This is a genomic window from Bradyrhizobium iriomotense, assembly GCF_018129405.1.
Classification (GTDB): Bacteria; Pseudomonadota; Alphaproteobacteria; order Rhizobiales; family Xanthobacteraceae; genus Bradyrhizobium; species Bradyrhizobium iriomotense_B.
In genome coordinates, this window is the sequence record NZ_JAFCLP010000038.1 from 1 (window position 1) to 22,398 (window position 22,398).

At 65.5% G+C, this 22,398-nt stretch carries 23 protein-coding genes; 9 read left to right on the forward strand and 14 right to left on the reverse strand.

Annotation, left to right across the window (positions count from 1 at the left end):
• Positions 1–227: 227 nt before the first annotated feature.
• The 7 genes from JQ592_RS37410 to JQ592_RS37440 all read right to left on the reverse strand — a co-directional run bounded on the left by JQ592_RS37410 (position 228) and on the right by JQ592_RS37440 (position 8,237).
• The gene (locus tag JQ592_RS37410; protein WP_211407713.1) at positions 228–1,058 is read right to left on the reverse strand and encodes an ABC transporter permease; all 831 of its coding nucleotides are present in this window, start codon (positions 1,056–1,058) and stop codon (positions 228–230) included.
• Positions 1,055–2,317, reverse strand: coding sequence for an ABC transporter permease (locus tag JQ592_RS37415; protein WP_211407714.1), 1,263 nt, complete (start codon positions 2,315–2,317; stop codon positions 1,055–1,057). Before JQ592_RS37415 ends, JQ592_RS37410 begins: the two co-directional genes overlap by 4 nt.
• A 22-nt stretch (positions 2,318–2,339) precedes the next feature.
• Positions 2,340–3,398 (reverse strand): ABC transporter substrate-binding protein, encoded by a 1,059-nt coding sequence (locus tag JQ592_RS37420; protein ID WP_211407715.1) that lies wholly within the window; start codon positions 3,396–3,398, stop codon positions 2,340–2,342.
• A gap of 48 nt (positions 3,399–3,446) precedes the next feature.
• On the reverse strand, positions 3,447–4,556 hold the full coding sequence (locus JQ592_RS37425) for an ABC transporter ATP-binding protein (RefSeq protein WP_211407716.1): 1,110 nt from the start codon (positions 4,554–4,556) through the stop codon (positions 3,447–3,449).
• A 95-nt stretch (positions 4,557–4,651) separates the two neighbouring features.
• Positions 4,652–6,220 (reverse strand): DUF4403 family protein, encoded by a 1,569-nt coding sequence (locus JQ592_RS37430; RefSeq protein WP_211407717.1) that lies wholly within the window; start codon positions 6,218–6,220, stop codon positions 4,652–4,654.
• Positions 6,221–6,349: 129 nt separating this feature from the next.
• Positions 6,350–6,988, reverse strand: a complete 639-nt coding sequence (locus JQ592_RS37435) for a Vgb family protein (protein ID WP_211407718.1) — start codon at positions 6,986–6,988, stop codon at positions 6,350–6,352.
• A gap of 28 nt (positions 6,989–7,016) precedes the next feature.
• Entirely contained in the window at positions 7,017–8,237 is a 1,221-nt protein-coding gene (locus JQ592_RS37440; protein WP_211407719.1) for a helix-turn-helix domain-containing protein, read from the reverse strand.
• Between the two features lie 90 nt (positions 8,238–8,327).
• On the opposite strand from JQ592_RS37440, the gene JQ592_RS37445 reads away from it, so the two are divergent.
• Together JQ592_RS37445 and JQ592_RS37450 are read left to right on the forward strand one after the other, a co-directional pair.
• A complete protein-coding gene (locus JQ592_RS37445) occupies positions 8,328–9,122 on the forward strand; it encodes a DUF899 domain-containing protein (protein WP_211407720.1) in 795 nt (264 codons plus the stop codon).
• Complete coding sequence (locus tag JQ592_RS37450) at positions 9,115–9,390, forward strand: hypothetical protein (RefSeq protein ID WP_211407721.1); 276 nt, start codon at positions 9,115–9,117, stop codon at positions 9,388–9,390. Before JQ592_RS37445 ends, JQ592_RS37450 begins: the two co-directional genes overlap by 8 nt.
• A 17-nt stretch (positions 9,391–9,407) precedes the next feature.
• Here JQ592_RS37450 and JQ592_RS37455 read toward each other — a convergent pair whose 3' ends face one another.
• Both JQ592_RS37455 and JQ592_RS37460 read right to left on the reverse strand, forming a co-directional pair.
• Entirely contained in the window at positions 9,408–9,905 is a 498-nt protein-coding gene (locus tag JQ592_RS37455; RefSeq protein WP_211407722.1) for a GNAT family N-acetyltransferase, read from the reverse strand.
• On the reverse strand, positions 9,902–10,387 hold the full coding sequence (locus JQ592_RS37460) for an Lrp/AsnC family transcriptional regulator (protein ID WP_211407723.1): 486 nt from the start codon (positions 10,385–10,387) through the stop codon (positions 9,902–9,904). The genes JQ592_RS37455 and JQ592_RS37460 overlap by 4 nt, the downstream gene beginning before the upstream one ends.
• 132 nt (positions 10,388–10,519) lie before the next feature.
• Between JQ592_RS37460 and JQ592_RS37465 the strand changes: the two genes are divergently transcribed.
• Positions 10,520–10,915, forward strand: a complete 396-nt coding sequence (locus JQ592_RS37465; RefSeq protein ID WP_211407724.1) for a nuclear transport factor 2 family protein — start codon at positions 10,520–10,522, stop codon at positions 10,913–10,915.
• Positions 10,916–10,928: 13 nt separating this feature from the next.
• Here the strand turns inward: JQ592_RS37465 and JQ592_RS37470 are convergent, their stop codons facing one another.
• Positions 10,929–11,345, reverse strand: coding sequence for a c-type cytochrome (locus tag JQ592_RS37470; protein WP_211407725.1), 417 nt, complete (start codon positions 11,343–11,345; stop codon positions 10,929–10,931).
• A 112-nt stretch (positions 11,346–11,457) separates the two neighbouring features.
• The gene (locus JQ592_RS37475; protein WP_211407726.1) at positions 11,458–12,174 is read right to left on the reverse strand and encodes a L,D-transpeptidase; all 717 of its coding nucleotides are present in this window, start codon (positions 12,172–12,174) and stop codon (positions 11,458–11,460) included.
• 275 nt (positions 12,175–12,449) lie between these two features.
• Here JQ592_RS37475 and JQ592_RS37480 point away from each other — a divergent pair, with 275 nt between their 5' ends.
• From JQ592_RS37480 to JQ592_RS37490, 3 genes are all read left to right on the forward strand, one after another.
• Positions 12,450–13,502, forward strand: coding sequence for a glycosyltransferase family 4 protein (locus tag JQ592_RS37480; protein WP_211407727.1), 1,053 nt, complete (start codon positions 12,450–12,452; stop codon positions 13,500–13,502).
• A gap of 33 nt (positions 13,503–13,535) precedes the next feature.
• On the forward strand, positions 13,536–14,225 hold the full coding sequence (locus JQ592_RS37485) for a class I SAM-dependent methyltransferase (protein ID WP_092185141.1): 690 nt from the start codon (positions 13,536–13,538) through the stop codon (positions 14,223–14,225).
• Between the two features lie 155 nt (positions 14,226–14,380).
• On the forward strand, positions 14,381–15,040 hold the full coding sequence (locus JQ592_RS37490; RefSeq protein WP_080139478.1) for a hypothetical protein: 660 nt from the start codon (positions 14,381–14,383) through the stop codon (positions 15,038–15,040).
• A gap of 257 nt (positions 15,041–15,297) precedes the next feature.
• Here the strand turns inward: JQ592_RS37490 and JQ592_RS37495 are convergent, their stop codons facing one another.
• On the reverse strand, positions 15,298–16,962 hold the full coding sequence (locus JQ592_RS37495) for an aminotransferase class III-fold pyridoxal phosphate-dependent enzyme (RefSeq protein ID WP_211407728.1): 1,665 nt from the start codon (positions 16,960–16,962) through the stop codon (positions 15,298–15,300).
• A gap of 35 nt (positions 16,963–16,997) precedes the next feature.
• Here JQ592_RS37495 and asd point away from each other — a divergent pair, with 35 nt between their 5' ends.
• The gene (asd, locus tag JQ592_RS37500) at positions 16,998–17,861 is read left to right on the forward strand and encodes an archaetidylserine decarboxylase (RefSeq protein WP_211407729.1); all 864 of its coding nucleotides are present in this window, start codon (positions 16,998–17,000) and stop codon (positions 17,859–17,861) included.
• 68 nt (positions 17,862–17,929) lie between these two features.
• Positions 17,930–18,493, forward strand: coding sequence for an NUDIX hydrolase (locus JQ592_RS37505; protein ID WP_211407730.1), 564 nt, complete (start codon positions 17,930–17,932; stop codon positions 18,491–18,493).
• A 207-nt stretch (positions 18,494–18,700) separates the two neighbouring features.
• Here the strand turns inward: JQ592_RS37505 and JQ592_RS37510 are convergent, their stop codons facing one another.
• Both JQ592_RS37510 and JQ592_RS37515 read right to left on the reverse strand, forming a co-directional pair.
• A complete protein-coding gene (locus JQ592_RS37510; protein WP_211407733.1) occupies positions 18,701–20,122 on the reverse strand; it encodes a FecR domain-containing protein in 1,422 nt (473 codons plus the stop codon).
• A 309-nt stretch (positions 20,123–20,431) separates the two neighbouring features.
• The gene (locus tag JQ592_RS37515; protein ID WP_211407731.1) at positions 20,432–21,208 is read right to left on the reverse strand and encodes a DUF2147 domain-containing protein; all 777 of its coding nucleotides are present in this window, start codon (positions 21,206–21,208) and stop codon (positions 20,432–20,434) included.
• A 670-nt stretch (positions 21,209–21,878) separates the two neighbouring features.
• Between JQ592_RS37515 and JQ592_RS38815 the strand changes: the two genes are divergently transcribed.
• Positions 21,879–22,298 carry a DUF2147 domain-containing protein gene (locus tag JQ592_RS38815; RefSeq protein ID WP_349630527.1) on the forward strand — a complete coding sequence of 140 codons (420 nt, stop codon included), beginning with the start codon at positions 21,879–21,881 and terminating at the stop codon, positions 22,296–22,298.
• Positions 22,299–22,398: the final 100 nt, after the last annotated feature.

Below are 22,398 nucleotides of genomic sequence, written 5' to 3' on the forward strand. Positions count from 1 at the left end.
TCTCTTCTCCGAGCAGGAGTGCACCAACTACTTCAAAAACTCAGGCTATGTTTCCGTGTAAAAACATCATGCTCTAGTGGGAGAGGGCAGCGAATCCGGTGGATACAAGCTCGCTCGGGTGAGGGGTCTCTCTCCGCGAGGAACTCTCTCGCAGCCGAGCGTGAGGAGAGAACCCCTCATCCGGCGCTTCGCGCCACCTTCTCCCACAAGGGGAGAAGGAAGAGCGCTCAGTCGCTGCTGCCCTTGAGCCGTTCGTTGCGCCGGCGCAGGCCTTCGAGAGTGGCGAGGAGGATGACCGAGACCGTCGTCAGGATCACCGCCGCTGCCGTGATGGTCGGGCTGATGTTCTCGCGGATGCCGCTGAACATCTCGCGCGGCAGGGTGCGCTGCTCGGGACCTGCCATGAACAGCACGATCACCACCTCGTCGAAGCTGGTCGCGAAGGCGAACAACGCGCCCGAGGCGAGGCCGGGCAGGATCAGCGGCAGGATCACGCGGCGGAACGCGCAGATTGGCGAGGCGCCCAGCGAGGCGGCGGCGCGAGCCAGGTTTGTGTCGAAGCTTTGCAGCGTCGCGCCGACCGTGATCACCACGAAGGGCGTCGCCAGCGCGGTGTGGGCCAGGATCAGGCCGAGATAGCTGCCGGTCAATCCGATCGGCGCGAAGAAGAAATAGAGACCCACCGCGGTGATGACACCGGGCACGACGACCGGCGACAGCACGAACGCCAGCACCAGCGGCTTGAACCGGCTCTTCCATTGCGCCAGTCCCAGCGCGGCCAGCGTGCCGAGCACCATCGACAGCAGGGTCGAGGCGACGCCGATGATCATGCTGTTCTTCAACGAATTCATCCAGCGCGGCGAAGTGATGAAGTCGTCGTACCAGCGCAACGAGAGGCCGGGCAGCGGATAGGTGAGGTACGAGCCCGAGCTGAAGGACAGCGGCATGATCGCAAGGATCGGCGCGATCAGGAAGATGAACACCAGCGTGGAGACAACGATGGTCGCGGTCCAAGCGATGCGCTGGCTGGGCGTGCGGAGGGAGGAATTGTCGCTCAATTCTTCATCCCTCCCGTGACCTGCTGGCCCTGCACCAGCTTGCCGTAGACGAGGGCGAGCAGAACGGTGGCCAGCAGCAGCACCGCACCGAGCGCCGAAGCCAGGCCCCAATTGGCCGTCTCGGTCGTGTAGAGCGCGATGAAATAGCTGATCATCTGGTCGGCGGCACCGCCGACGAGCGCGGGTGTGATGTAGTAGCCGAGCGCCAGGATGAAGACGAGCAGGCTTCCGGCACCGATGCCGGGCAGGGTCTGCGGCAGGTAGATCCGCAGGAACGCGGTGAGGGGTGGCGCACCGAGCGAGGCGGCGGCGCGCATGTAAGCGGGCGAGATCGCCTTCATGCTGCTGTACAGCGGCAGGATCATGAACGGCAGGAGCACGTGGGTCATCGCCACGCAGACGCCGAAGCGGTTGTAGATCAGGCGCAGCGGCTCGTCGATGATGCCGAGCCAGTGCAGGCTGTCGTTCACGACGCCCTTGCTCTGCAACAGCACGATCCAGGCGCAGGTGCGGACCAGAAGCGACGTCCAGAACGGCAGCAGGATGAAGATCATCAAGAGGTTCGACCGGCCGGGCGGCAGCGTCGCCAGCAAATAGGCGACCGGGAAGCCGAGGATCAGGCAGAGTGCCGTGACACCGAGGCTGATGAGGAAGGTGCGGGCGAAAATGTCGCGGTAGATGGCCTGATCCGGCAGTGCCGCGACGATCGCGCCGTCCGCGTTCCGCGTCAGGTCGAGCGCCGCGAGAAGGTAGAAGCCGGTCACTGGGCCGCTGGCGTCTTTGATCGTCGTCCAGGTGGCGCGTTCGCGCCAGGCCGAATTGATCTTGCCCAGCGTCTCCTTGGCCGTGCCGGGCTCCGGCACTGCCTTCAGGTTGCGTGCCGTACTGGTCAGGATGGTGCGGAAGCCGTTCAGCGCGTAGTTGAGCCGCTTGGCCGCAATCGCGATGGTGCCGGCAGCGCGCGCCGCCAGGATGTCGCTGGCCAGCGCTGCATAGGCCTTTTCATCCGGCAGGTCCTTGCCGTCCCAGTCGGCGAGAGCGGCGATGGTTTGCGGCAGGACCTGGCGCACCTCCCTGTCATCGACCGCGCGCCAGAGCATGCCGGCGATGGGGCCTGCGAAGGTGAAGAGCAGGAAGACGAGAAGCGGCGCTACCAGCGCCAATGCCCTGACCTGACGTGTCCGCTCTGCACGCCTCAATCGGCGCTTGAGCGGCACCTCGGCCTGCGCATTGGCGCCGGGCAGGAGCGCATCCGTCATGGCTCGAGCCTTGCGCCGCGCGCTATTTCGCGGCCCATTTGTTGAAGCGCTCAGTCAGGCGATCGATGTTCTCGAGCCAGAAGGCGACGTTGATCTCGACCGCGTTCTTGATGTTGTCAGGCGCCGTCGGCAGGTCCTTCAGGACGGCGGGCGCGAGCCGGCCGGCTGCGTCCTTGTTCGAGGTGCCATAAGCGATGTTCTCCGACAGCTTGGACTGGTTCTCCGCCTTGCCCGCGAAGTCGAGGAACTTGTAGGCCGCGTCCTTGTTAGGGCTCCCCTTCAGGATGACCCAGCTGTCGAGCGTGAAGAGCGCGCCGTCCCACACCATGCCAAAATTCTTCTTCTCGTTCTTGTTCGCGGTATCGATGCGGCCGTTGTAGACCGAGGTCATCGCCACTTCGCCGGAGGCGAGCAATTGCGGCGGCTGGGCGCCGGCCTTCCACCACACGATGTCGCCCTTGATGGTGTCGAGCTTCTTGAATGCGCGATCGACGCCCTCGTCGGTCGCCAGCACCTTGTAGACGTCCTTCGGCGCGACGCCGTCGGCCATCAGCGCAATCTCCAGCGTGGTCTTCGGGCCCTGACGCAAGGCGCGCTTGCCGGGAATCTTCTTGGTATCGAAGAAGTCGGCCCAGCCGCTCGGGGCCTGCTTCAGCTTGTCCTTGTCGTAGCCGAGTACAAAGTCATAGAGGATGGCGCCGACGCCGCAAGCGTTGACCGACGGCGGGATATAGGCGGCCTCGCCGCCGATCCTGGAATAGTCCAGCTTCTCGAACAGGCCTTCCTCGCAGCCGACCGCGAGTTCGTCGCTCTCGACCTGGACGACGTCCCAGGTGGCGGCACCTCCCTGCACCTTGGCGCGCAGCACGCCGACGCCGCCGTCCCAGGATTCGTCGTTCATGGCAACGCCTGATACCTTCTTGAACGGCTCGAAATAGACCTTCTTCTGGGCATCCTGATACGCGCCGCCCCACGATACGACGGTGAGGTCACGCGCCTCCGCGACCGTGACCAGCGCAGCGCTAGCGCTGAACGCAGCGACGAACCCCAGAGCAATCTTGCCAGTCTTGCGCTTCAGCATGGTCGTTGTTCCTTCTTCATGTGCATTGCGTTGATGTTGATCGCTGGATCAGACGGGATCGAGCGCCAAGCAATCCTCGGGCCGGAAGGTGATGAACACGTCTTCGCCAGGCGTGAGGCTGTGATGCGCTCCCGGTTGAAGCTTGACCATGAACTCCCCGTTGCCGGCGACCTCGAGCACGGCCAGCGCGTGGTCGCCGAGATAGATGGTGTTCTGCACTTTTGCCGGCAGCCGGTTCGGTCCTTCGCCGGCGCTGCCGTCCGGGAGAATCGCGACACGCTCCGGCCGCACCGACAGGGAGGTCGATGCGCCCGTGCCCGAGACGTTGACCGCCCGTGCGGTCACGGCGCCGCCACCGGCCAGCGCGACGCGGCAAAAATCCTTGTCGATGGTTTCGACGGTGCCGGCCAGCACATTGTTCTCGCCGATGAAGTGGGCGACGAAGCTGTTGACCGGATGCTCATACAGCGCGTCGGGCCTGTCGATCTGCTGCACGATGCCGTCGTTGAACACGGCGATGCGGTCCGACATGGTCAGCGCTTCACTCTGATCGTGGGTGACGTAGACGATGGTGATGCCCATCGTCTCGTGCAGCTGCTTGATCTCCAGCTGCATCTGCTCCCGCAGGCGCTTGTCGAGGGCACCCAGGGGCTCGTCCATCAGCACGAGTTGCGGATTGAAGACCAGCGCGCGGGCCAGCGCCACGCGCTGCTGCTGACCGCCGGACAGCTGCCCGGGCCGCCGCTGCGCCATGGTCTCCATCTTGATCATGCGCAGCGCCGCGCTGACACGCTCCTGCACGTCCGCCTTGTTCGTCTTGCGAACGGAGAGCGGGAAGGCGATATTCTCCGCGATCGTCAGGTGCGGAAACAGGGCGTAGTTCTGGAACACCATGCCGATGTCGCGCCTGTGCGGCGGCACGTTCTTGATCGGCCGGTCCGCGAGGTAGATCTCGCCATGGGTCGGAATCTCGAAGCCGGCCAGCATCATCAGCGTGGTCGTCTTGCCCGACCCCGACGGGCCGAGCAGGGTGATGAACTCGCCCTTCCTGATGTCGAGATCGAGGTTCTTCACCACGAGATGCTCGCCATCGTAGGTCTTCTGAATGCCGGAAAAGCGCACCAATGCCGGCGCAGGCGTGACCATGCCGGCTTCCATGTTGTCCTCGCGTTGTCCCCTACAATGCTGTGCGAGACTAGCATCCTGCGGCGAGAATGCCAGCGGCGCAAGCGACGAAGAGGCGAGCGGGCGCGCTACATCCCCGACAGCTTCGTCACGGACACATTGAGCGTTCCGCCGGCTTCGGCGACCACGCGCAGCGTCTTGGAGTCGAAGGCGATGTCGGCGAGGGTCAGGCTGTCGATCTTGGCGTCGACCTTGAGGCCGTCCTCGCTCTTCTGGTAGTCGGCGATCGCGGCCGCGATCTTCTCGCGCGCGTTGGCGGCGATCGGCTTCAGGTCGAGCGTCGCCTTCTGCACCAGCGCCTGCTGCATCTGCGGCACGACCGCGCGGGCAGCCGCGCCGAGCAGTCCGAAGGCCGCTTCGGACTCGACCGCGAGCTGGATGTCGGCGAGCCGCAGCGTCTGCTGCGCCTGGTCGAGCATCGGCCGGCCCCAGATGTGGACGGTCGCCTCCGCGCCGAGACCGAGCCAGCTCTTCTTTTCCTTGGCGCGCACCAAGAGCGAGATCAGTAGCCGGTCGCCCGACGGGATCACGTTGACGCTCTTCACGGTGACGTCGACCGGGCCCGAGCCGTCCTCGGGATAGGTGTGGCCGACCATCTGCGCCGCGATCAGCTTGTTGATCTCGGTGAAGGGGACGTCGATCGGCACACCGATGTTCACGCCGGTGCCGGTCGGCGGCACGATCGAGATCTTGTCGGGGAACGGGCAGTCCGGCTTGGTCGGGGCCGAGGTCACGCGCGTCTCGGCCTCGAGGCCGAGCAGCAGCGTCACCGCCTGCGCATCGACGCGCGGCTGCGCGGCGATGGCGCGGATCGGCTTCATCTCCAGCCACAGCGGCGGCAACGCGGCCGAGCTGCCCGAGCCTTGCAGCGGGATCGAGCGGCAGGCCTTGGCCCATTGCACCCTGGCGTTCTCCCGCAGCGAGGGATCGTTGCGGATGCGCTCGGAGACGAGGTTGATCTGCTCGCCGACATTCTTGTCGATCAGCGGCTTCACCTGCGCCGGCACGTTGACCTTGGCGCCGGAGACGTTGAGGTTGGTGTCGCCGAGATTGACCTGGGCGCCGAGATTGGGCTCGAGATACCAGTTGGCTGCGAGCTTCGGACGCGAGGTGACGATGACGTTGCCCTTGATCTCGGCGCTGGCGTTCAAATTCTTGATGTTGACCGCGCCGATCCGTTTTGCGGCGTCACCACCGAGCACGCTGCCGAGCGCATCGCCCAGCGCGCCGGTGGCTTTCGCCGACAAGGAGCCCGTCACGTTGAGCTTGCCGGTGAGCGGCGTCGAGATCGTCAGCACGTCCTTGTCGCCGGCAGCCGCCATCGGTCCGCGCACCGCGGTCCAGCCGATATCGGCGTTCTCCAGGATCTGCGAGATCGGATTGTCGGCCTTGCCGGCGAAATTGCGCGGCGCGGCCTTCTCGGCCTGCTCGCGGATCGCCGACAGCGCGATGGCGACCGGCGCGACCACGATGGAGCTCTTCGCGACCGGCGGCAGCGGCGGCAGTTGGGCGACCGGCGGCGCGGAATTCGTCGCGCGCGGCGAAAGCCAGTCCATCACTTTGAGGCTGATGAAGAACGACGCCGCGAGCACCACGACGGCGATCAGGATAGTCTTCAGATTCAACGTCAGTCGCATCAATCCCCCAAGCCGCCCCGCCGGGGATTTTACAGGGCGGGCGAGGAGGGCGCTAGAGCGCACCGGTGGGGTGGAATTGGGGCGAACAGGTTAACGGTCGCTAACGCGCCGTTGCCGCGTGTCGCGGGGCTAGCCGTGCCGCGGACGGCGGACCGCTCTCACATTGCCGCGATCTCCGCCACCGCAATAGAAGCGGTCACCGCCATCGGATTCCAGGCCGGAGACTATCGTGCCTTGGGGCATGTCGAGTTGCTCCAGCACCTTGCCGGTGTCAGGATCGACCCGCCTGATGTCGCTGTCCTCGCCTTCCCAGGTGCCGTGCCAGAGTTCGCCGTCGACCCAGGTCACGCCGGTCACGAAGCGCTTGCTCTCGATGGTGCGGAGGACCTTCCCTGTGGCCGGATCGATCTGATGGATCTTGCGCTCCCGGTATTGACCGACCCAGAGCGAGCCTTCCGCCCAGGCCAAACCTGAATCGCCGCCACCGCCGGGCGCGGGGATGGTGGAGATCACCTTGCCCGTCGCGGCGTCGATCTTCTGGATGCGGTCCTCGGCGATCTGGAACAGGTGCCGGCCGTCGAACGCGGTCCCCGCATGCGCGGCGACGTCGATCGAGCGCGCGATATTGCCGCTCTCTGGATCGACCGCATTCAACTTGTCGCCGGATGCGAACCAGACATGGGTGCCGTCATAGGTGACGCCATGCACGGCTTCGACGCCGTCAAAAGGTCCGTATTCCCTGACGATCTCGGCAGCTGAACGCTTCATGTGTCTGATCCCTGTGAGGTGATGCACCTTACGTCTTCAGCAGCGGCGTGGGGAGTAACAAGCCTGTCGGGAAACCAGGGACGGGCGGCGTCATCCAGCGGCGCGCACGTCCGTGTCCGAAGCTCTGGATCTTGTTCGACCGCGCCAGCTCCTCGAGGGCCCGCTGCACGGTGCGTGGGCTGATCCCAAGCGCAAGGGCGAGCGCCGAGCTCGACCACGGCTCGCCGTCGGTGAGGAAGGCGAGGAGGGCGGCGTGCTTCTCCTCCACGGGCCTTGCCAGCACGAGGACATCGCGCGTCTTCCGCGGCGCCAGCACGAAACCCTGGCTGGTCGCGCTGATGTCGGCCAGCGGCTCGAGCTGGGTGCGGAGCCGCCCGATCTCGACGCGCAATCGCGCGCGGTGAGATTCATCGGCGTGCCTTGCTTGAAACGCACCTGATATCAACCTCTCGCGCGAGACATCCGCCGGCCATGCCTGCGCCAGAAGGCGGGCGAGCGCAAACAGCACCGGCCGTGTTCCGAGCGACACGACGTCGCCTTGCCTGCGCACGACATGATGGAAGGTGTCCACGACGAGCGCTGTTGAGGTCGCCAGCCTTTCGACCTCTCCGAGCAGCAACGGGTGTTCGCTGCCGCGTGCGATCAGGCGTGCTGCCGGCGTGTCGAGGATGAGGTTCGCGCTGTCGACCTCGGCCATCAGCGCCGGGATTTTTGCTTGCCGCGCTGCATGAGCCGCGCGGTCGAGCGCCGCGCGGGCATCCCCTGCTTTCAGCCGCCTGATTGCGACGCCGGCAACCACGAGCTCGCGCACGACTTGCGATGCCGGCGGGAGCGCGGAGATGCCGAGGGCGGCCAGCGTGCGCTCGGCCTCGTCGAGCCGACCAAGGAGAAGAAGGCGGCGCGCTTCGATGTGACCGGCATGCGCGGCATTGGCGAGATCGCCATGCTTTGCGAGTGTCGCCCGCGCGGCCGCGAGCGCATTTGGCGGCCATCCCAGATCGCGCGAGACGAGCGCGATCTCGGCTTCGGCCACCACGCATCTTGCGCGCGCCACCGCCTCGCGCGGACCGAAGGCGCGCGCAGCGCTGCGCAGCAGCGCCTTGGCCTTGGCGAGATCGCCGAGCTGCGCCATCGCAATGCCGCGCAGCGCCAGCGATGGTGCATCGTTGCGCAGCGCCACACGGTTCAGCGCGCCGAGCGGATCGCCGGCCTCGAGCGCCCGCGCGGCGGCCGTGATCAGCGACTCCATGTCAATCCCGCCACACTTGTTACTCCCACCGCGCAACCGCTTGGTGCCAGAAATCGTTGGCAGGACGTCAAGCAAAAGCTTTGGAGAGTCATGATGACATCAGCAGAAAAAGCCGGAACCAACGGACAGGCCGCCATGCAGACCCCGCCGGTGGTGTCGGCGCAGGACTGGGAGGCCGCCCGCCAGCAACTGCTCGTAAAGGAAAAAGCGCATACCCGTGCCCGCGACGCCCTGGCCGCCGAGCGCCGGCGCATGCCATGGATGGAAGTTGCCAAAACCTATGCGTTCGAGGGGCCCGGCGGCAAGGTCAGTCTGGCTGATCTGTTCCAGGGCCGGCGGCAGCTGATCGTCTACCGCGCTTTCTTCGAGCCCGGCGTGTTCGGCTGGCCCGATCACGCCTGCCGGGGCTGCTCCATGGTGGCCGACCAGGTTGCCCATGTCTCGCATCTGAATGCCCGCGACACCACGCTGGTGTTCGCCTCGCGCGCGCCGCAGGCCGACATCGCGCGCTTGAAGAAGCGGATGGGCTGGACCATGCCCTGGGTCACCATCACCGACAGCTTCGATGCCGATTTCGGCGTCGACGAGTGGCACGGCACCAACGTGTTCTACCGCGACGGAATGCGCATCTTCCGCACCTATTTCGTCAAGAGCCGCGGCGACGAGCAGATGGGCGGCACCTGGAACTATCTCGACATCACCCCGCTCGGCCGGCAGGAGGTCTGGGAGGACTCGCCGAAGGGCTATCCGCAGACGCCGACCTACAAATGGTGGAACTGGCACGACAGCTACGCGGAAGGCGCTGCGCCCGACAAGAAATGGGTCGAGATCTCGGACGCCGGCGAGAAGGCGTTTCGCAAGGAGGCCGCGGAAGGTCGTGACTAGTCCCGCCAGCGCAACTGCGCCCGCCAGCCGCGATGGCGTGACGGCCGCCCGCCATCTCGCCAGATGGCTGGCCTTGGCGGCCACGCCGACCTTCGCGGTCATGGCCATGCTGACGGCCGTGATCAGTGGCGGCCCGGCGGACATGCTGTGCGGCGCCGGGCAGGGGTCCCTGCTCGGCGGCATGGTGCCGATGTATCTCCTGATGAGCGCGTTTCATTCGGCGGCGTGGCTGAGGCTGATCGCGGAGCGGCGTGGCGCCATCCGGTGAGAACCGGATGGCTTTTGTCACTTGCCGCTTCGGTCGAAGAACAAGGCCATCAGGATTTCATCGAAGTATCGGCCGTCCAGCTTGAGGGCTTCCACCTCGCGGCCGTACTCAACGAACCCGGCGGCCGTGTAGAGCCGGATAGCGGCCGCGTTCTCGCTGACGACGGCAAGCTGGAGCTGTTCGACCCGCTCTGCGGCATGTGCCGCGACCGCGTCCACGAGGCGTCGCGCCATGCCGGATTTTCGCGCATCGGGGCGTACATACATGCCCCAGAGAACGGCCTTGTGCTCGGTCTTGGCGCCTTCTTGCCGCCAGAAGCCGGCGACGCCGACAAGCTCCTCCGCGATAAAGGCGCCGAAGACATCCGACGTCGTGAGACGCTCCTCGAACCAGGCAAGCGGCTTTTCCTGCTCGCGCGCGAACGCACTGGCAAAGGCCTCGGGATGCGCGGCGAGGGCTTCCAGCCTGATCGGGCGATACAGCGCCGCGTCGGCGGGTGTCAGCAGTCTGATCATGACGAAGCCAGGTGCGCCAGCGGCAGAGGCGCGCCGGCCTTGAGCGTCTGGAGCGCGATGCTGCTGCGAACCTCCCGCACGATCGGCAGATTGAGCAGCTTGTCGACGAGGAAGCGCTGGTAATCCTCGAGCTCGGGCACGACGATCTCGAGGAGGTAGTCGGCTTCGCCGGAGACGAGGTGGCAGGCAACGACCTCGGGCATGGCAACGACGGTCCTTTCGAAGCTCAGCGCCTGGTCGTTGGCATGGCCGTTGATCTTGACGCCGAGGAAGGCCGAGAAGCCGAGTCCAAGGCGGCTGCGCCGCAGGGAGGCGCGGTAACCGTCGATATAGCCGTCCCGCTCCAGCCGCTTCACCCGACGCAGGCAGGGTGATGGCGACAACCCGACCTTATCCGCCAGCTCGATGTTGCTCAGTCGGGCATTGGTCTGGAGTTCGGTGACGATGCGCCGGTCGATCGCATCCAGCTCGCATTTTGGCATGAACCGCATCCTGTTGGATCGAGAAGGGCGCAATATTGCGCCCGACCCGTCGAGACTAGCCCAGTTCGCAAGGACATGCCTCGGCTTTCCGTGGGATGGGTTGCTCCGATCTTGTTGCTGATGGAGTGAGCCATGACCGAAAGCCCGAACATCGCCCCTCTGCTGGAGGCCGTCGAGCGTTACTTCACGCTGATGTATGACAACGACGTTTCGCAGTTCGACCGCGTCTTTGCGCCGACCGCGCAGCTCCACGGCTTCCGCGATGGAGAATTGCGGATATTGCCGGTCCGGGATTACAGGGCGCTGCTGGCCGCGGCGCCGTCGCCCAAATCGAAGAATGCTCCGTGCCTTCAGGAGATATTGCTGATCGATCTGGCGTCGCCAGCGCAAGCCCTGGTGAAGGTTCGCGTTCGGATCGATGTGCTCCAATACGTTGATTACCTGTCATATCACCGCATCCACGATGTCTGGCTGATCACGGCGAAATCGTTCCATGTCGAGCGACGGCATGAGCCGGTGGCCACCTAGCGCCGCTGCATTCCTATTGCGCACCCGCCGCCTGCAGATACGCGATGATCTTGCCTGCTTCCTCGGCCGAGATGCCGCCATAGGGCTGCATCTTGTTGCCGGACACGACCTCGTCCGGCTTGACCATGAAGCGGGTGAGCTTGTCCTGGTCCCAGACGAAGCCGGCTTCCTTCATCGACGACGAATAATTGTAGTCCGGCAGTGCGCCGGCCTTTCGCCCGACGATCTTGTTGAGGTTGGGACCAAGGCGGTTGTCGCCTTCCTTCACGGAGTGGCAGGTGCGGCAGGCATTGTTGAAGGCCTGCTGAGCCGCCGCGTCGCTCGCCGGCTGCTGCGCGAAGGAGGGGGCGGCCAGGAGCGACGTCAGTGCTCCCGCACCAACGATCGTGCGCAGCCATGTGCTTGGCGATGTTTGCAGGCGTGATTGCATATGCGCCTCCATGGCGAAACGCACCGCAGCGAGCGCGCGTCGGGATGTCGAGGGCAAACGAAAACGGCCCCGGTGGGTTCCGGGGCCGTTTGCGTCACAATGTCCTGTCGCTTCAGCGCGTCGCGGCGCCGAGCTCCGCGCGGCGTTCCGTCATCGGCAGCACGATCACCTTGGTGCCGACGTTGACGCGGGAATAGAGGTCGGTGACGTCGACGTTGGTCATGCGGATGCAGCCGGAGGAGACGTGCTTGCCGATTGTCTCGGGCGCGTTGGTGCCGTGGATGCGGTAGATGGTGCCGCCGAGATACATGGCGCGGGCGCCAAGCGGGTTGCCGGGGCCGCCGGCCATGTGGCGCGGCAAATAGGGCTGGCGAGCGATCATTTCCGGCGGCGGGGTCCAGTCCGGCCACTCGGCCTTCTTGCTCACCGACTGGATGCCGGACCAGGTGAAGCCGTCGCGGCCGACGCCGATGCCGTAGCGCAGCGCCTGGCCGTTACCGAGCACGTAATAGAGATAGGTGTTGGGCGTATCGATGATGATGGTGCCCGGCGCCTCGCGCGTCGCGTAGGAAACCGTCTGGCGGCGGAAGCGGGCCGGCATCTCGACGGTGTCCTGATCTTCCGACGGCGCGGCCTGAGAGGGCGCCGCCTGATAGGGCTGATAGGGCTGGATCGGCTGCGGCGCGGCCATCGGCGGCAGCGGCTGGAAGAACGGGAAGAGCTGCACCGGCGCGGCCTTGGCCGGGCCTGCGAATGCGACCGCGGAGATCGCGACTGCGCCAAAAGCAACGGCGCGCGAATACGTCTTGAACGTGTCCAGATTGAACATTGATCGCCCCTGTTTGCTCGGTGTTTGAAAGGCCACCGCGGCACCGTTGCGGTGCTCCGTTGCGTAAATCACTAAGGGAAACAAGTTTCGGGACGTTTGCGCGGAAAACCGAAAACGGTTTCATCGCGGCAAGGATTGTTTCATGACAGTTTCGTGGCTGCAGGGGTCCGTTAACGAACAAAACAGCGGGCCGACACTTCTATGACGTCACACGCCTGAAATATCCTTGGTTGATGGTCGAAAGCCGAGAATCATCAAACTCTCGGGATTTCCCCATGCGGGTATTAATCGCGACTGACGCCTGGCATCCGCAGGTCAACGGTGTGGTCCGCACCCTGACCTCACTGGCGAACGCGGCCAAGGCGCTCGACGTCGAGATCGAATTTCTGACGCCGGACGGCTTTCCGTCCTGGCCGCTGCCGACCTATCCCGGCCTGCGCATCGCGCTGCCGAGCGGAAAGGAGATCGCGCGGCGGATTGAGACGGCGGCGCCCGATGCGCTGCATATCGCGACCGAAGGCCCGATCGGCTGGGCGGCGCGGGCCTATTGCCGTCGCAACCGGCTCGCCTTCACCACATCCTATACGACCCGCTTTCCGGAATACGTCTCGGTGCGGACCGGCATCCCGGCCGCGGTCGGCTATGCCGTGCTGCGCCATTTCCACGATGCCGCCGCGATGACCATGGTGGCGACGCCTTCGCTGCGGCAGGAGCTGTCCGAGCGCGGTTTCAAGCGGCTCGGCTTCTGGACGCGCGGCGTCAACACCGAGCTGTTCCACCCCGACGCGCCGGCCAAGCTCGACCTGCCGGGCCCGATCTTCATGACCATGGGCCGCGTGGCGGTGGAGAAGAATCTCGAAGCGTTCCTCTCGCTCGATCTGCCCGGCACCAAAGTCGTCGTCGGCGATGGTCCGCAGAAGGCGGCGCTGGAGAAGAAGTATCCCGACGCAGTGTTCCTCGGCGAGAAGAAAGGTGCCGACCTCACCGCGCATCTCGCCGCCGCCGACGTGTTCGTGTTTCCGAGCCTGACCGACACGTTTGGCGTGGTGCAGCTCGAGGCGCTCGCCTGCGGCACGCCGGTTGCGGCGTTTCCGGTGACGGGGCCCAAGGACGTCATCGCCGATCACCCGATCGGCGCAATCGACCATGATCTGCGTACCGCGTGCCTGCGCGCACTCACCATGTCGCGCGAGACCTGCCGTAATTTTGCGCTGGAGCGTTCCTGGGAAAACAGCGCGCGCCAGTTCGTCGGAAATCTCACGTCACTTCAGCCCAGCCGCGTCCTGCGCGCCTCGCCTCGCATGGCGCGGCGGCCGGTGCGCGGTTGACCTTTCATTGGATCCACAGCGAGAACCTCATCGATGGCTAAGATCATGAACCTTGACGGCACCCAGCAGCTCGACCTCACCCGTGGCACAGTCGAGCAGGCCTACGATCGCTGGGCGCCCGTCTACGATCTCGTGTTCGGCGGCGTGTTCGCCAAGGGCCGGCAGGCCGCGATCGCGGCCACCAACAAGATCGGCGGCCGCGTGCTCGAGGTCGGCGTCGGCACCGGCATCTCGCTGCCGCTCTATGCGCCGCACCTGCGCATCTTCGGCACCGACATTTCGGAAGCCATGCTCGACAAGGCGCGCCAGCGCGTCACCGAAGGCAAGCTGAAGAACGTCGAGGGCCTCGCGGTGATGGACGCCGAGAAGCTCGAATTCCCCGATAACTCGTTCGACGTGGTGATGGCGCAGTACGTCGTCACCGCCGTCCCGAATCCGGAGAAGGCGCTCGACGAATTCGCCCGTGTGCTGCGTCCGGGCGGCGAGCTGATCATCCTCACCCGCGTCAGCGCCGATGCCGGCATGCGCCGCTTCATCGAGCAGAAGCTGCAGCCGGTGGTGCGTCCGCTCGGCTTCCGCACCGCCGAGTTCGCCTGGTCGCGCTACGCCAAGTGGCTCGCCGGTGCCAACGGCATCGAGCTCGCCGAGCGCCGCCTGATCCCGCCGCTCGGTCATTTCTCGCTGGTGCGCTTCCGCAAGGTCGACGTCGCCAAGGCGGCTTGAGCAAGGCTGCGTAAGTGCGGCGGCGCGATCCGCCGCTCACGCGTTCACATGCGTCATCGCGCCGCTGCACATCGTCACATGACAAAATGATGATGTCACACGGCCTACATCGAATCCCTGTAAATCCTGAACCCGAAAGCATTTTGGGGGAGAGCATGATCAAGAACTATCTCGAGCAGCTGCGGATCCAGCGCTGGGACGACCATCGCTACTATCACCACAGCCGCATCAATCAGAGCCTGCACTTCGTCAGCGCGCTGAGCTTTCTCTTCGCCTATGTCTGGCTGTTCATCGATCCCGTGGTCTCCGCGCTGGTCGGCTGGCTGGTCTCGATGACCTCGCGCCAGGCCGGTCACTTCTTCTTCGAGCCGCACACCTACGACCACATCAACCAGGCGACCCACGAGTACAAGGAAGAGATCAAGGTCGGCTACAACCTGCAGCGCAAGGTGGTGCTGATGGCGATCTGGGCGCTATCGCCGCTGGTGCTGGTCGTCGATCCGACCCTGTTCGGCCTGTTCACGCCCTGGGCGAGCGCGACCGATTTCATGCGTCAGGTGGCGAAGATCTGGCTGGTGGTCGGTGGCGGCGGTCTTCTGTTCCGCACCGTGCACCTGTTCTTCATCCGCGACGTCGAGACCGGCCTCGTCTGGATGACCAAGATCCTGACCGACCCGTTCCACGATCTGATGCTCTATCGCAGCGCTCCGCTCGCTCTGATGCGCGGCGAATTGATGGACCCCGGCCTGCACCTCAACCCCGAGCACACGCTGGGCTTCATCGACGAGCCCGTGCTCGAAGAGCAGCACGCCTGAGCGCGCGGCGCACACTGCACACTCCGATGTCTGATGGTTACGTCATGCCCGGCCTTGTGCCGGGCATCCACGTCTTGGGGGCTGCGAACGCGGTGCTTCCTTCACCTCTCCTCGCGCGCGGGGAAGTGGGATCGAGCGCTGCCACAGACGCCGTCATTCCGGGATGGTCCGAAGGACCAGACCCGGAATCTCGAGATTCCGGGTTCGGCTCTTCGAGCCGCCCCGGAATGACAGTGGTTATGTGGAAAGAACCGGCCTCAGCGCCCAAAGCGCTTGGCCAGCATCTCTTTCAAAATCTGCCGCTTGATCTGCTTGTTGGTGAGCGCGCCATCGTGCCACCAGAAGCCGTCGGCCTTCATCTTCCCGGCGGCGCGGACGAAGCGGTCGGCGACTTCGGTGAAGTCGGCGTCGGTGTAGTTCAGGCTGAAGATCAGCCGGCCGGTGCCGACCCAGCTCAGGGCCAGGCCTTCGGCGCGCAGGTAATATTGCAGCATCCAGTTGTAGCGGGACGGCGTGGTGTATTTCACCGTCCAGATCGACGAGAAGTTGGCGAACCGCACCGGCAGGTCGGCGCCCTCCATCATCTCGTTGAGCTTCTTCACGCGGCCGTTCCAGGTCTCCTCCAGCCCGTCATAGACGGCGCGGAAGTTCGGGCTGGCGAGCCGGCTCAGGAACTCGTCCATCGCGGTCATGACGTAGGGGTGCGAGTTGAAGGTGCCGCGGGCGAAGCAGATGTCGGCGGGACGATCGTCGCGGAAGCGGCGCATCAGCTCGCGCTTGCCGCAGACCACGCCGACCGGCAGGCCGCCGGCGAGGCTCTTGCCGTAGGTCACCATGTCGGCCTTGACGCCAAAGTATTCCTGGGCGCCGCCGGCAGCGAGGCGGAAGCCGACGAACACCTCGTCGAAGATCAGGACGATGCCGCGCTCGGTGCAGATCTCGCGCAGCTTCTTCAGCCACTCCGTGTAGGCGGCGCGATCGAAATTGCCGCCGCGGGAGGAATCGACCAGCGAGGAATCGCCGGGCGCGTTGACGTTGGGATGCAGGCCCTGCAGCGGATTGACCAGCACGCAGGCGATGTCCTTGCGCGTCTTCAGGACATGCAGCGTCTTCTCCGACATCTCGGCGAGGGTGTAGGTCTCGTGCGCGGGAATGGGATTGCCGACGCCGGGCTGCACGTCGCCCCACCAGCCGTGATAGGCGCCGGCGAAACGGACGAGATGCGTGCGCTTGGTGTGATAGCGCGCCAGCCGCACCGCCTGCATCACGGCCTCGGTGCCGGACATGTGGAACGAGATCTCGTCGAGGCCGGAGATCTGGCAGAGCCGCTGCACGTTCTCGAGGATGACGGGGTGGTAGGGGCCGAGCACGGGGCCCAACGCATGCGCCCGCTTCTCGGAGCCTTCGATGCACTCCTTGTAGAAGTCGTTGCCGAAGATGTTGACGCCGTAGGATCCTGTGAGGTCGTAGGAGGTGTTGCCGTCGACATCGGTGACAGTGACGCCGCGCGAGGACTCCATGAAGGTCGAGGTGCCCAGATGCTCGCGGACGAGGCGCGAGAACTGGAACGGCACGCGGTAGCTCTCGGTGAAATTCAGGTCGGAGATCGACTCCGCCGCTTCCTTCGTCATCGCGCGGCCCCTGGGGTAGCGCTCGGCGTAGAGGCGTGCGAGGCGGAAGAAGGCGTCCTTGCGCTGGGCCACGATGTTCGCGGGCGCACCGTCGCAGCCGAAATATTTGTCGCCTTCGAACTCGTAGAACGGGAGCAGCCGCGCCACCCGGCGCGACATCTTCGAATGCCCGGCGAGCGACCGGTGCTTGGCGCGGGACAACTCGACCCGCGCCTTGATCTTCGGGAGGACGGCGGCAGCAGACGCTGCGGCGGCCACGGAAAATGAGAGAATCGGGAGTGTCGTTTCCATGACAACAAGCGCTAATACTGTGAGCTGACAGATTCATGACAGTCAAAGCCCTCATCGCCTCTTTCACCCAGCAGGAAGACCTCAACTTCCTGTTGACCAACCGCATCCCCCGCGCGGCGCTGACCCGCTTCATGGGCTGGTTCTCCAAGATCGAGAATCCCTTCGTGCGGGACTTCTCGATCGCGCTGTGGAAGCTGTTCTCCGACCTCGACCTGTCGGAGGCACGCAAGACTCATTTCAGGAGTCTGCACGACTGCTTCACCCGGGAGCTGAAGCCAGGCCTGCGGCCGTTTGATCCCGACCCATCCATTGTCGCCAGCCCCTCGGACGGCATCGTCGGCGCTCATGGGAAGATCGCCGACACCGAGCTGTTCCAGGTCAAGGGCGCGCCCTATTCACTGCTGGACTTGCTTGGTGATTCAGCGCTGGTCGAACAGCACCGCAACGGCTCCTTCGTCACGCTGCGGCTGACCTCGAGCATGTATCACCGCTTCCACGCGCCCTATGACGCGCATATCGAGCGCGTGACGCTGATCCATGGCGACGTCTGGAACGTCAACCCGATCGCCTTGAAGAGGGTCGAGCGTCTGTTCTGCAAGAACGAGCGCGCGGTGATCCGGACGCATCTGGCGACTGGCGAGGCAGTGACGCTGGTGCCGGTGGCCGCGATTCTGGTTGCGAGCATCCGCCTGCATTTCCTCGACATGGTGCTGAACGCGCAGACGAAGGGGCCGGTCAATTTCCCCTGCGACGTCAAGGTGAGCAAGGGCGAGGAGCTCGGCTGGTTCGAGCATGGCTCGACCATCATCATCCTCGCGCCCGGCGATTTTACCTTCTGTGACGGCATTGCCGAGGGCACACGCATTCGTGCAGGCGAGGCATTGCTCAGGAGAAAGTAGCCTTCAATCCGCCGTCCCCGCCGCCTATATCGTCTCTCGGGGACGATTCGACGATACGGATTTGAGTGATGGCGCGAGCGCCGGTGATGGCGGCGGGTGGTATTGTGTTGCGGCGGGGAGCGGTGCCGCTGGTTGCAGTCGTGCGTCAGCGCAAGCGCAATGAATGGGTCCTGCCCAAGGGCAAGCTCGACGACGGCGAGACGCCGAAGGAAGCTGCGCACCGCGAGGTGCTGGAAGAGACCGGCCACGACGTCGCCATCCACGAATTTTTGGGCACGCTTGTCTACCAGTCCGGCGGCCGCTCAAAAGTCGTGCATTTCTGGCGCATGGAGGCCGACGGCGGTCCGGTCCGCAAGCTGATGAACGACATCAAGGCGGTCGACTGGCTGACGCTGGACGATGCGATCGCCCGCCTGTCGCGCGAATATGAGCGCGCGTTCCTGACGCAGATCGGTCCGATTGCGCTCGCGGCGGCAGGACTTGTGCCATCGCCGGCACCCGCGCCGACGCTGGCGGCGGACGATATCGATGCCGCCTTGCAGACGTTGACGCCGGCCGAAGCGGCGTCTGTCGAGGAACTGCGGCATGGCCTGCTGCAGAAGGTGAAGGCCTGGCTGCGCGGCGAGGCGTGAATTACTTGCGCGGAATATTAGTGCGGCATTGACGGTGCACCCTCTCCCCTTGTGGGCCCCCTTGTGGGAGAGGGTGGCTCGCCGCGAAGCGGCGAGACGGGTGAGGGGTCTTTCTCCGCGCGTGAAGCTCTCGCGTCTGAATTCGCGGAGAGATACCCCTCATCCGGCGCTTCGCGCCACCTTCTCCCACAAGGGGAGAAGGAAGAGTCAGCGCCGCTCCTTCTCCTTCGGCGGCGCCGGTTTGCGCGGCGCTGCGGGGCGTTGTGCGGCGGGGAGGCGCTGCTGGAATCCGCCCTGGCGCTGGATGCCGGGCTGTTGAGCCGCGGGCGGTTGGCCGGGTTGCATGCCGGTGCGCGGTTGTTGCGGCTGCGGACTGGGTTGCGGCGTCGCGCCCGGCTGCGGCGGCAATACTCCTCCAGGCTGACTCTGTCCGCCGCGCTGCGGCTGCGTTTGCGGCGTGCGGTTGGTGCCTGGTCCGGTCCGCGGTGCACCTGGACGTCCCACGTCTTGCTGCTGGCCACGCTGTTGCTGCCCCTGACCCGCGCGCTGGCCACCCGGCTGCACCGCGCCGCCTTGTCCCTGCCGCTGCGGTTGCTGTGTCCCTTGCCGGCCCGGCGTGCCCGGCTGCTGCTGGCCCGGACGGTTGTTCTGGCCGGGCTGGCCGTTCGGCCGCTGCGGCTGCTGACCGGGCGCGATCGTCGGCCGCAATTGCTGCTGCTGCGGCGGTTGCGATGGCCGCGGAAGGCGGCTGATCGCGGCCGGATTGGCGCGGCGGAAGTCGCGCTGCTCGGTCACGATCTGCCGGCCCGTGGTCTGGGCCAGATGCACCTGACTGACGAAGCCGCGATCGCGCGCGATTTGTTGCGGAGCAATCGTGATCGGCACGGCGGCAAAGCGCATGACTCCGGCCGTGGCTGCGCCCGGCCGAATGGCAAAGCCGCTCGCGGCTTGTGTCAGCGCACCGAGCCGGGCGCCGCTGCTGCGGTCGTTGACCTCGATGTGGCCGACCCGGCCGTCGGCGTCGGGATAGAGCTTGATGTTGACGTTGTTCGCGCTACTCGCCGCTGCGCCTTCGGGCACGTCGACGACGCCCGTGGTGCCGCGGATGCCGAGCGTCGCGGTCGGCGTTGCGATCTTCATGTCGCCGGTCTTCGCGACGGCAGCCGCAACGAAGGCGACCGTGCCCTTGCCGATGTCGAAGATCGCCGAATTCTGCTTGCCGCCGTCCTCATAGACGTAATTGTCGATGGTGATCTTCGCGCTGGCGGAGAGGTTGAACGTGGTGGCGTCGTTGAAGGTGATGCCGAGCGAGGAGTTCGACGAGGTCTGCACGATGTCGTTGAGATAGATGTCGTCGCGCACCCGCAGCGGATAGGAGTTCCTGTCGCGGATCACGGTCGCGATCCCCGTCACGGTCGCGACGTTGCCGATCGGCTCGACGGTGGTGGATTGCGGATCTGCCGCCGGTGTTGGTGAAGCTGACGGCGTCGGTGAAGGCGCAGGCGCCGGTTCAGCTTGCGGCTGCGCCTGCGCAAGCTCGATTGCATCGGATGCGAAAGCCACGCTGCCGTCGGCAGCCGGCAAGGCCAGCAGCACGAGCGCGAACACGGAGCGGCGCCAAGCCACCATTGAAGTCACGAGGATGTCCCGGTGAGAACGCGAGGCGAGATCGGCCGATATCAGCCGTGTGAGGCTGAATGGCGGATGAACGTCTGTCGCATGGGAGGGGTGAATGTTCAAATGCCACGTCCGGTGAGGGACGCGGCGCCATGCTTTTGACAGTCATTCCGGGGCGCGCGGTAGCGCGAACCCGGAATCTCTAAGTTGTAGTGGACTCCGTCGTGCGAGATCCTCAGGTGCGCAATTGCGCACCATAGTTCGATGCTTTGCATCGCCCCCATTGCGCAATTGCGCAATAGGGATGACGCGCTCCGCGCGTCAGCTCACGCGCTTCCAGGTCTGGCCGCCGCAGAACATGCCGCCGAAGGCGCAGCCCTGCACGCGCATCGCGTTCGGGCCCTTCATCGCGATCGTGGAGTCGTAGTTGCGGCCGGAGTTCGGATCGCGGATGCGGCCGCTCCACTTCGAGCCCTCGGGCTTCATGTTGATCAGGATGCGCTCATTGGTCTTCTCGGCGTAGCCGCAGAGATTGGCGCCGCACTGCTCGACGCGGACATTGCCCTTGTTCTCTTCGGTCGCCCACACGCCGATCGGCGAATTCGGCGCAGCCACGGGCGCGGCGGCCACCGGAGCCGGAGCGGGCACATAAGCAGGAGCGGGCGCGGCCGCGACCGGAGCAGGGGCCGCAACGGGCGCCGGCTGCGCCGTCGTATCGACGGACGGCGCGGCGGCAACGGTCGGCGCGGGAGCAACAACGGGGGCCGCCGGTGCGGTCGCCTGAACCGGCGCCTGCTGCACGGGCTGCTGCTGCACCGGAGCCGGCGCGGGCTGCGCGGTCGTGGCCGGAGCCGGCGTGGTGTCGATGTCATCGTCCTTGGAGCCGCCGAGGCCCTTGAGGTTGATGTTGTTCAGCTTGATCGGCTTGTCCGACAGACCCGGCGCGACGATGGTCACGCAATCGAGCGAGGCGCAGTTGCGCGGCGTCTCGATGCGGATGCGCTGGCCCTCGATCTGGAACGAGATCGAACTGCCGGCATGCGCGGCGGCGGTCGAAGCAAGGAAGAGCGCGGTGGCGGCGATGGTGAGCTTGTTCATGACAACCTCCAGAATTGCGCGGGTCCCGAGATGGACTGAAGTCGCTGGTGGATGAAGCGTGGTTCGACCCTACGCCGGGCCAGTCCCGCCTTCCGTGACGGACGTCACAACGGCTCGCGCGCGTCTGGGTGAGCGAGCGCACATTCAGCCGCTGCTCATGCCGCGTAACCTTGGCGCGACACCACAGGAGGCGCCGATGCAGCGGCTTGCGACTTCGCTTGGCCTATTGATCGCATTGACGGCGATTGCGCCCGCGGCCCAGGCCGGTTCCTATTCCTTCTCGATCGGCGGTCACCGGTTCCGGGTCGAGGCGCCCAGAAATTGCCGGTCCGCCTCCTGTGTTTCGGTGTCCAGTCGCAGCCTTCGGCCGGCGGAAGAGGTCCACACGACACCGGCCCCGCCTGCGCCCGCACCGATCGTCCAGGCGCCGCAGCCTGTCACTCCGGCCGCTTCGGTCCGGCCGCCGCAGCCGACCGGGGTCGCGCCATCACCGGCACCGACGGTCCCCGTCCTTGCTGCGACGACGTCGCAGTCCGTTGTGCTGCCGCCGGCGCCAAGACCGGAGGCAGCAAGAGTTGAGGCGCCGAGTCCCAATCCGCCACGGGTTGACCTGCAGCGGGTCGATCCGCCGAGGACTGTCACGCTCGATCCGCCGCGCGTGGAGCCGCCGGTGGTTGCCCCGAGGCCTGAGAGCAAGCAGGGCACAACGATCGCACAGCGAAGCGACGACGAGGCGACCTATTTGCCGCTGGGCGAATGGGGGAGCACCGGTGCAAGGGGCACGGTCCGCATCGAGCGCTGCGGCCCCGCGCTGTGCGGCTATGCACTCACCGAGACGTCGAGCCGGGGCGAGAGCGTGCTCGTCAACATGAAGCCGAAATCGCACGACGTCTGGACCGGCAGCATCTACAGCCGCTCCAGCGGCAACACTTATTATGCAAGGATGACACTGAAGAGCTCCGGCAGGCTTCATGTCGAGGCCTGTGCACTCGGCCGCTTCTGGTGCTCCGGCAACGACTGGACGCGCGTCGAGGAGCAGCAGGAGAAGATGATTACGTCGTCGCGGCAGTGGAGTGGTGCAAGATCGTAGCTCATCGAGAGCGCGGGCTGTCACCCTCTCCCCTTGTGGGCTACGACATTCACACTTCTCGGAAGGCTTGTGGCCGGGCTCGGAAGCTGACTCTCTATGG

Coding starts and splice junctions, on each gene's coding strand:
- JQ592_RS37415 (WP_211407714.1), bottom strand. CDS start 2,317: ATGACGGATGCGCTCCTGCCCGGCGCCAATGCGCAGGCCGAGGTGCCG.
- JQ592_RS37420 (WP_211407715.1), bottom strand. CDS start 3,398: ATGCTGAAGCGCAAGACTGGCAAGATTGCTCTGGGGTTCGTCGCTGCG.
- JQ592_RS37425 (WP_211407716.1), bottom strand. CDS start 4,556: ATGGAAGCCGGCATGGTCACGCCTGCGCCGGCATTGGTGCGCTTTTCC.
- JQ592_RS37430 (WP_211407717.1), bottom strand. CDS start 6,220: ATGCGACTGACGTTGAATCTGAAGACTATCCTGATCGCCGTCGTGGTG.
- JQ592_RS37435 (WP_211407718.1), bottom strand. CDS start 6,988: ATGAAGCGTTCAGCTGCCGAGATCGTCAGGGAATACGGACCTTTTGAC.
- JQ592_RS37440 (WP_211407719.1), bottom strand. CDS start 8,237: ATGGAGTCGCTGATCACGGCCGCCGCGCGGGCGCTCGAGGCCGGCGAT.
- JQ592_RS37445 (WP_211407720.1), top strand. CDS start 8,328: ATGATGACATCAGCAGAAAAAGCCGGAACCAACGGACAGGCCGCCATG.
- JQ592_RS37455 (WP_211407722.1), bottom strand. CDS start 9,905: ATGATCAGACTGCTGACACCCGCCGACGCGGCGCTGTATCGCCCGATC.
- JQ592_RS37460 (WP_211407723.1), bottom strand. CDS start 10,387: ATGCCAAAATGCGAGCTGGATGCGATCGACCGGCGCATCGTCACCGAA.
- JQ592_RS37465 (WP_211407724.1), top strand. CDS start 10,520: ATGACCGAAAGCCCGAACATCGCCCCTCTGCTGGAGGCCGTCGAGCGT.
- JQ592_RS37470 (WP_211407725.1), bottom strand. CDS start 11,345: ATGCAATCACGCCTGCAAACATCGCCAAGCACATGGCTGCGCACGATC.
- JQ592_RS37475 (WP_211407726.1), bottom strand. CDS start 12,174: ATGTTCAATCTGGACACGTTCAAGACGTATTCGCGCGCCGTTGCTTTT.
- JQ592_RS37480 (WP_211407727.1), top strand. CDS start 12,450: ATGCGGGTATTAATCGCGACTGACGCCTGGCATCCGCAGGTCAACGGT.
- JQ592_RS37485 (WP_092185141.1), top strand. CDS start 13,536: ATGGCTAAGATCATGAACCTTGACGGCACCCAGCAGCTCGACCTCACC.
- JQ592_RS37490 (WP_080139478.1), top strand. CDS start 14,381: ATGATCAAGAACTATCTCGAGCAGCTGCGGATCCAGCGCTGGGACGAC.
- JQ592_RS37495 (WP_211407728.1), bottom strand. CDS start 16,962: ATGGAAACGACACTCCCGATTCTCTCATTTTCCGTGGCCGCCGCAGCG.
- asd (WP_211407729.1), top strand. CDS start 16,998: ATGACAGTCAAAGCCCTCATCGCCTCTTTCACCCAGCAGGAAGACCTC.
- JQ592_RS37505 (WP_211407730.1), top strand. CDS start 17,930: ATGGCGCGAGCGCCGGTGATGGCGGCGGGTGGTATTGTGTTGCGGCGG.
- JQ592_RS37510 (WP_211407733.1), bottom strand. CDS start 20,122: ATGGTGGCTTGGCGCCGCTCCGTGTTCGCGCTCGTGCTGCTGGCCTTG.
- JQ592_RS37515 (WP_211407731.1), bottom strand. CDS start 21,208: ATGAACAAGCTCACCATCGCCGCCACCGCGCTCTTCCTTGCTTCGACC.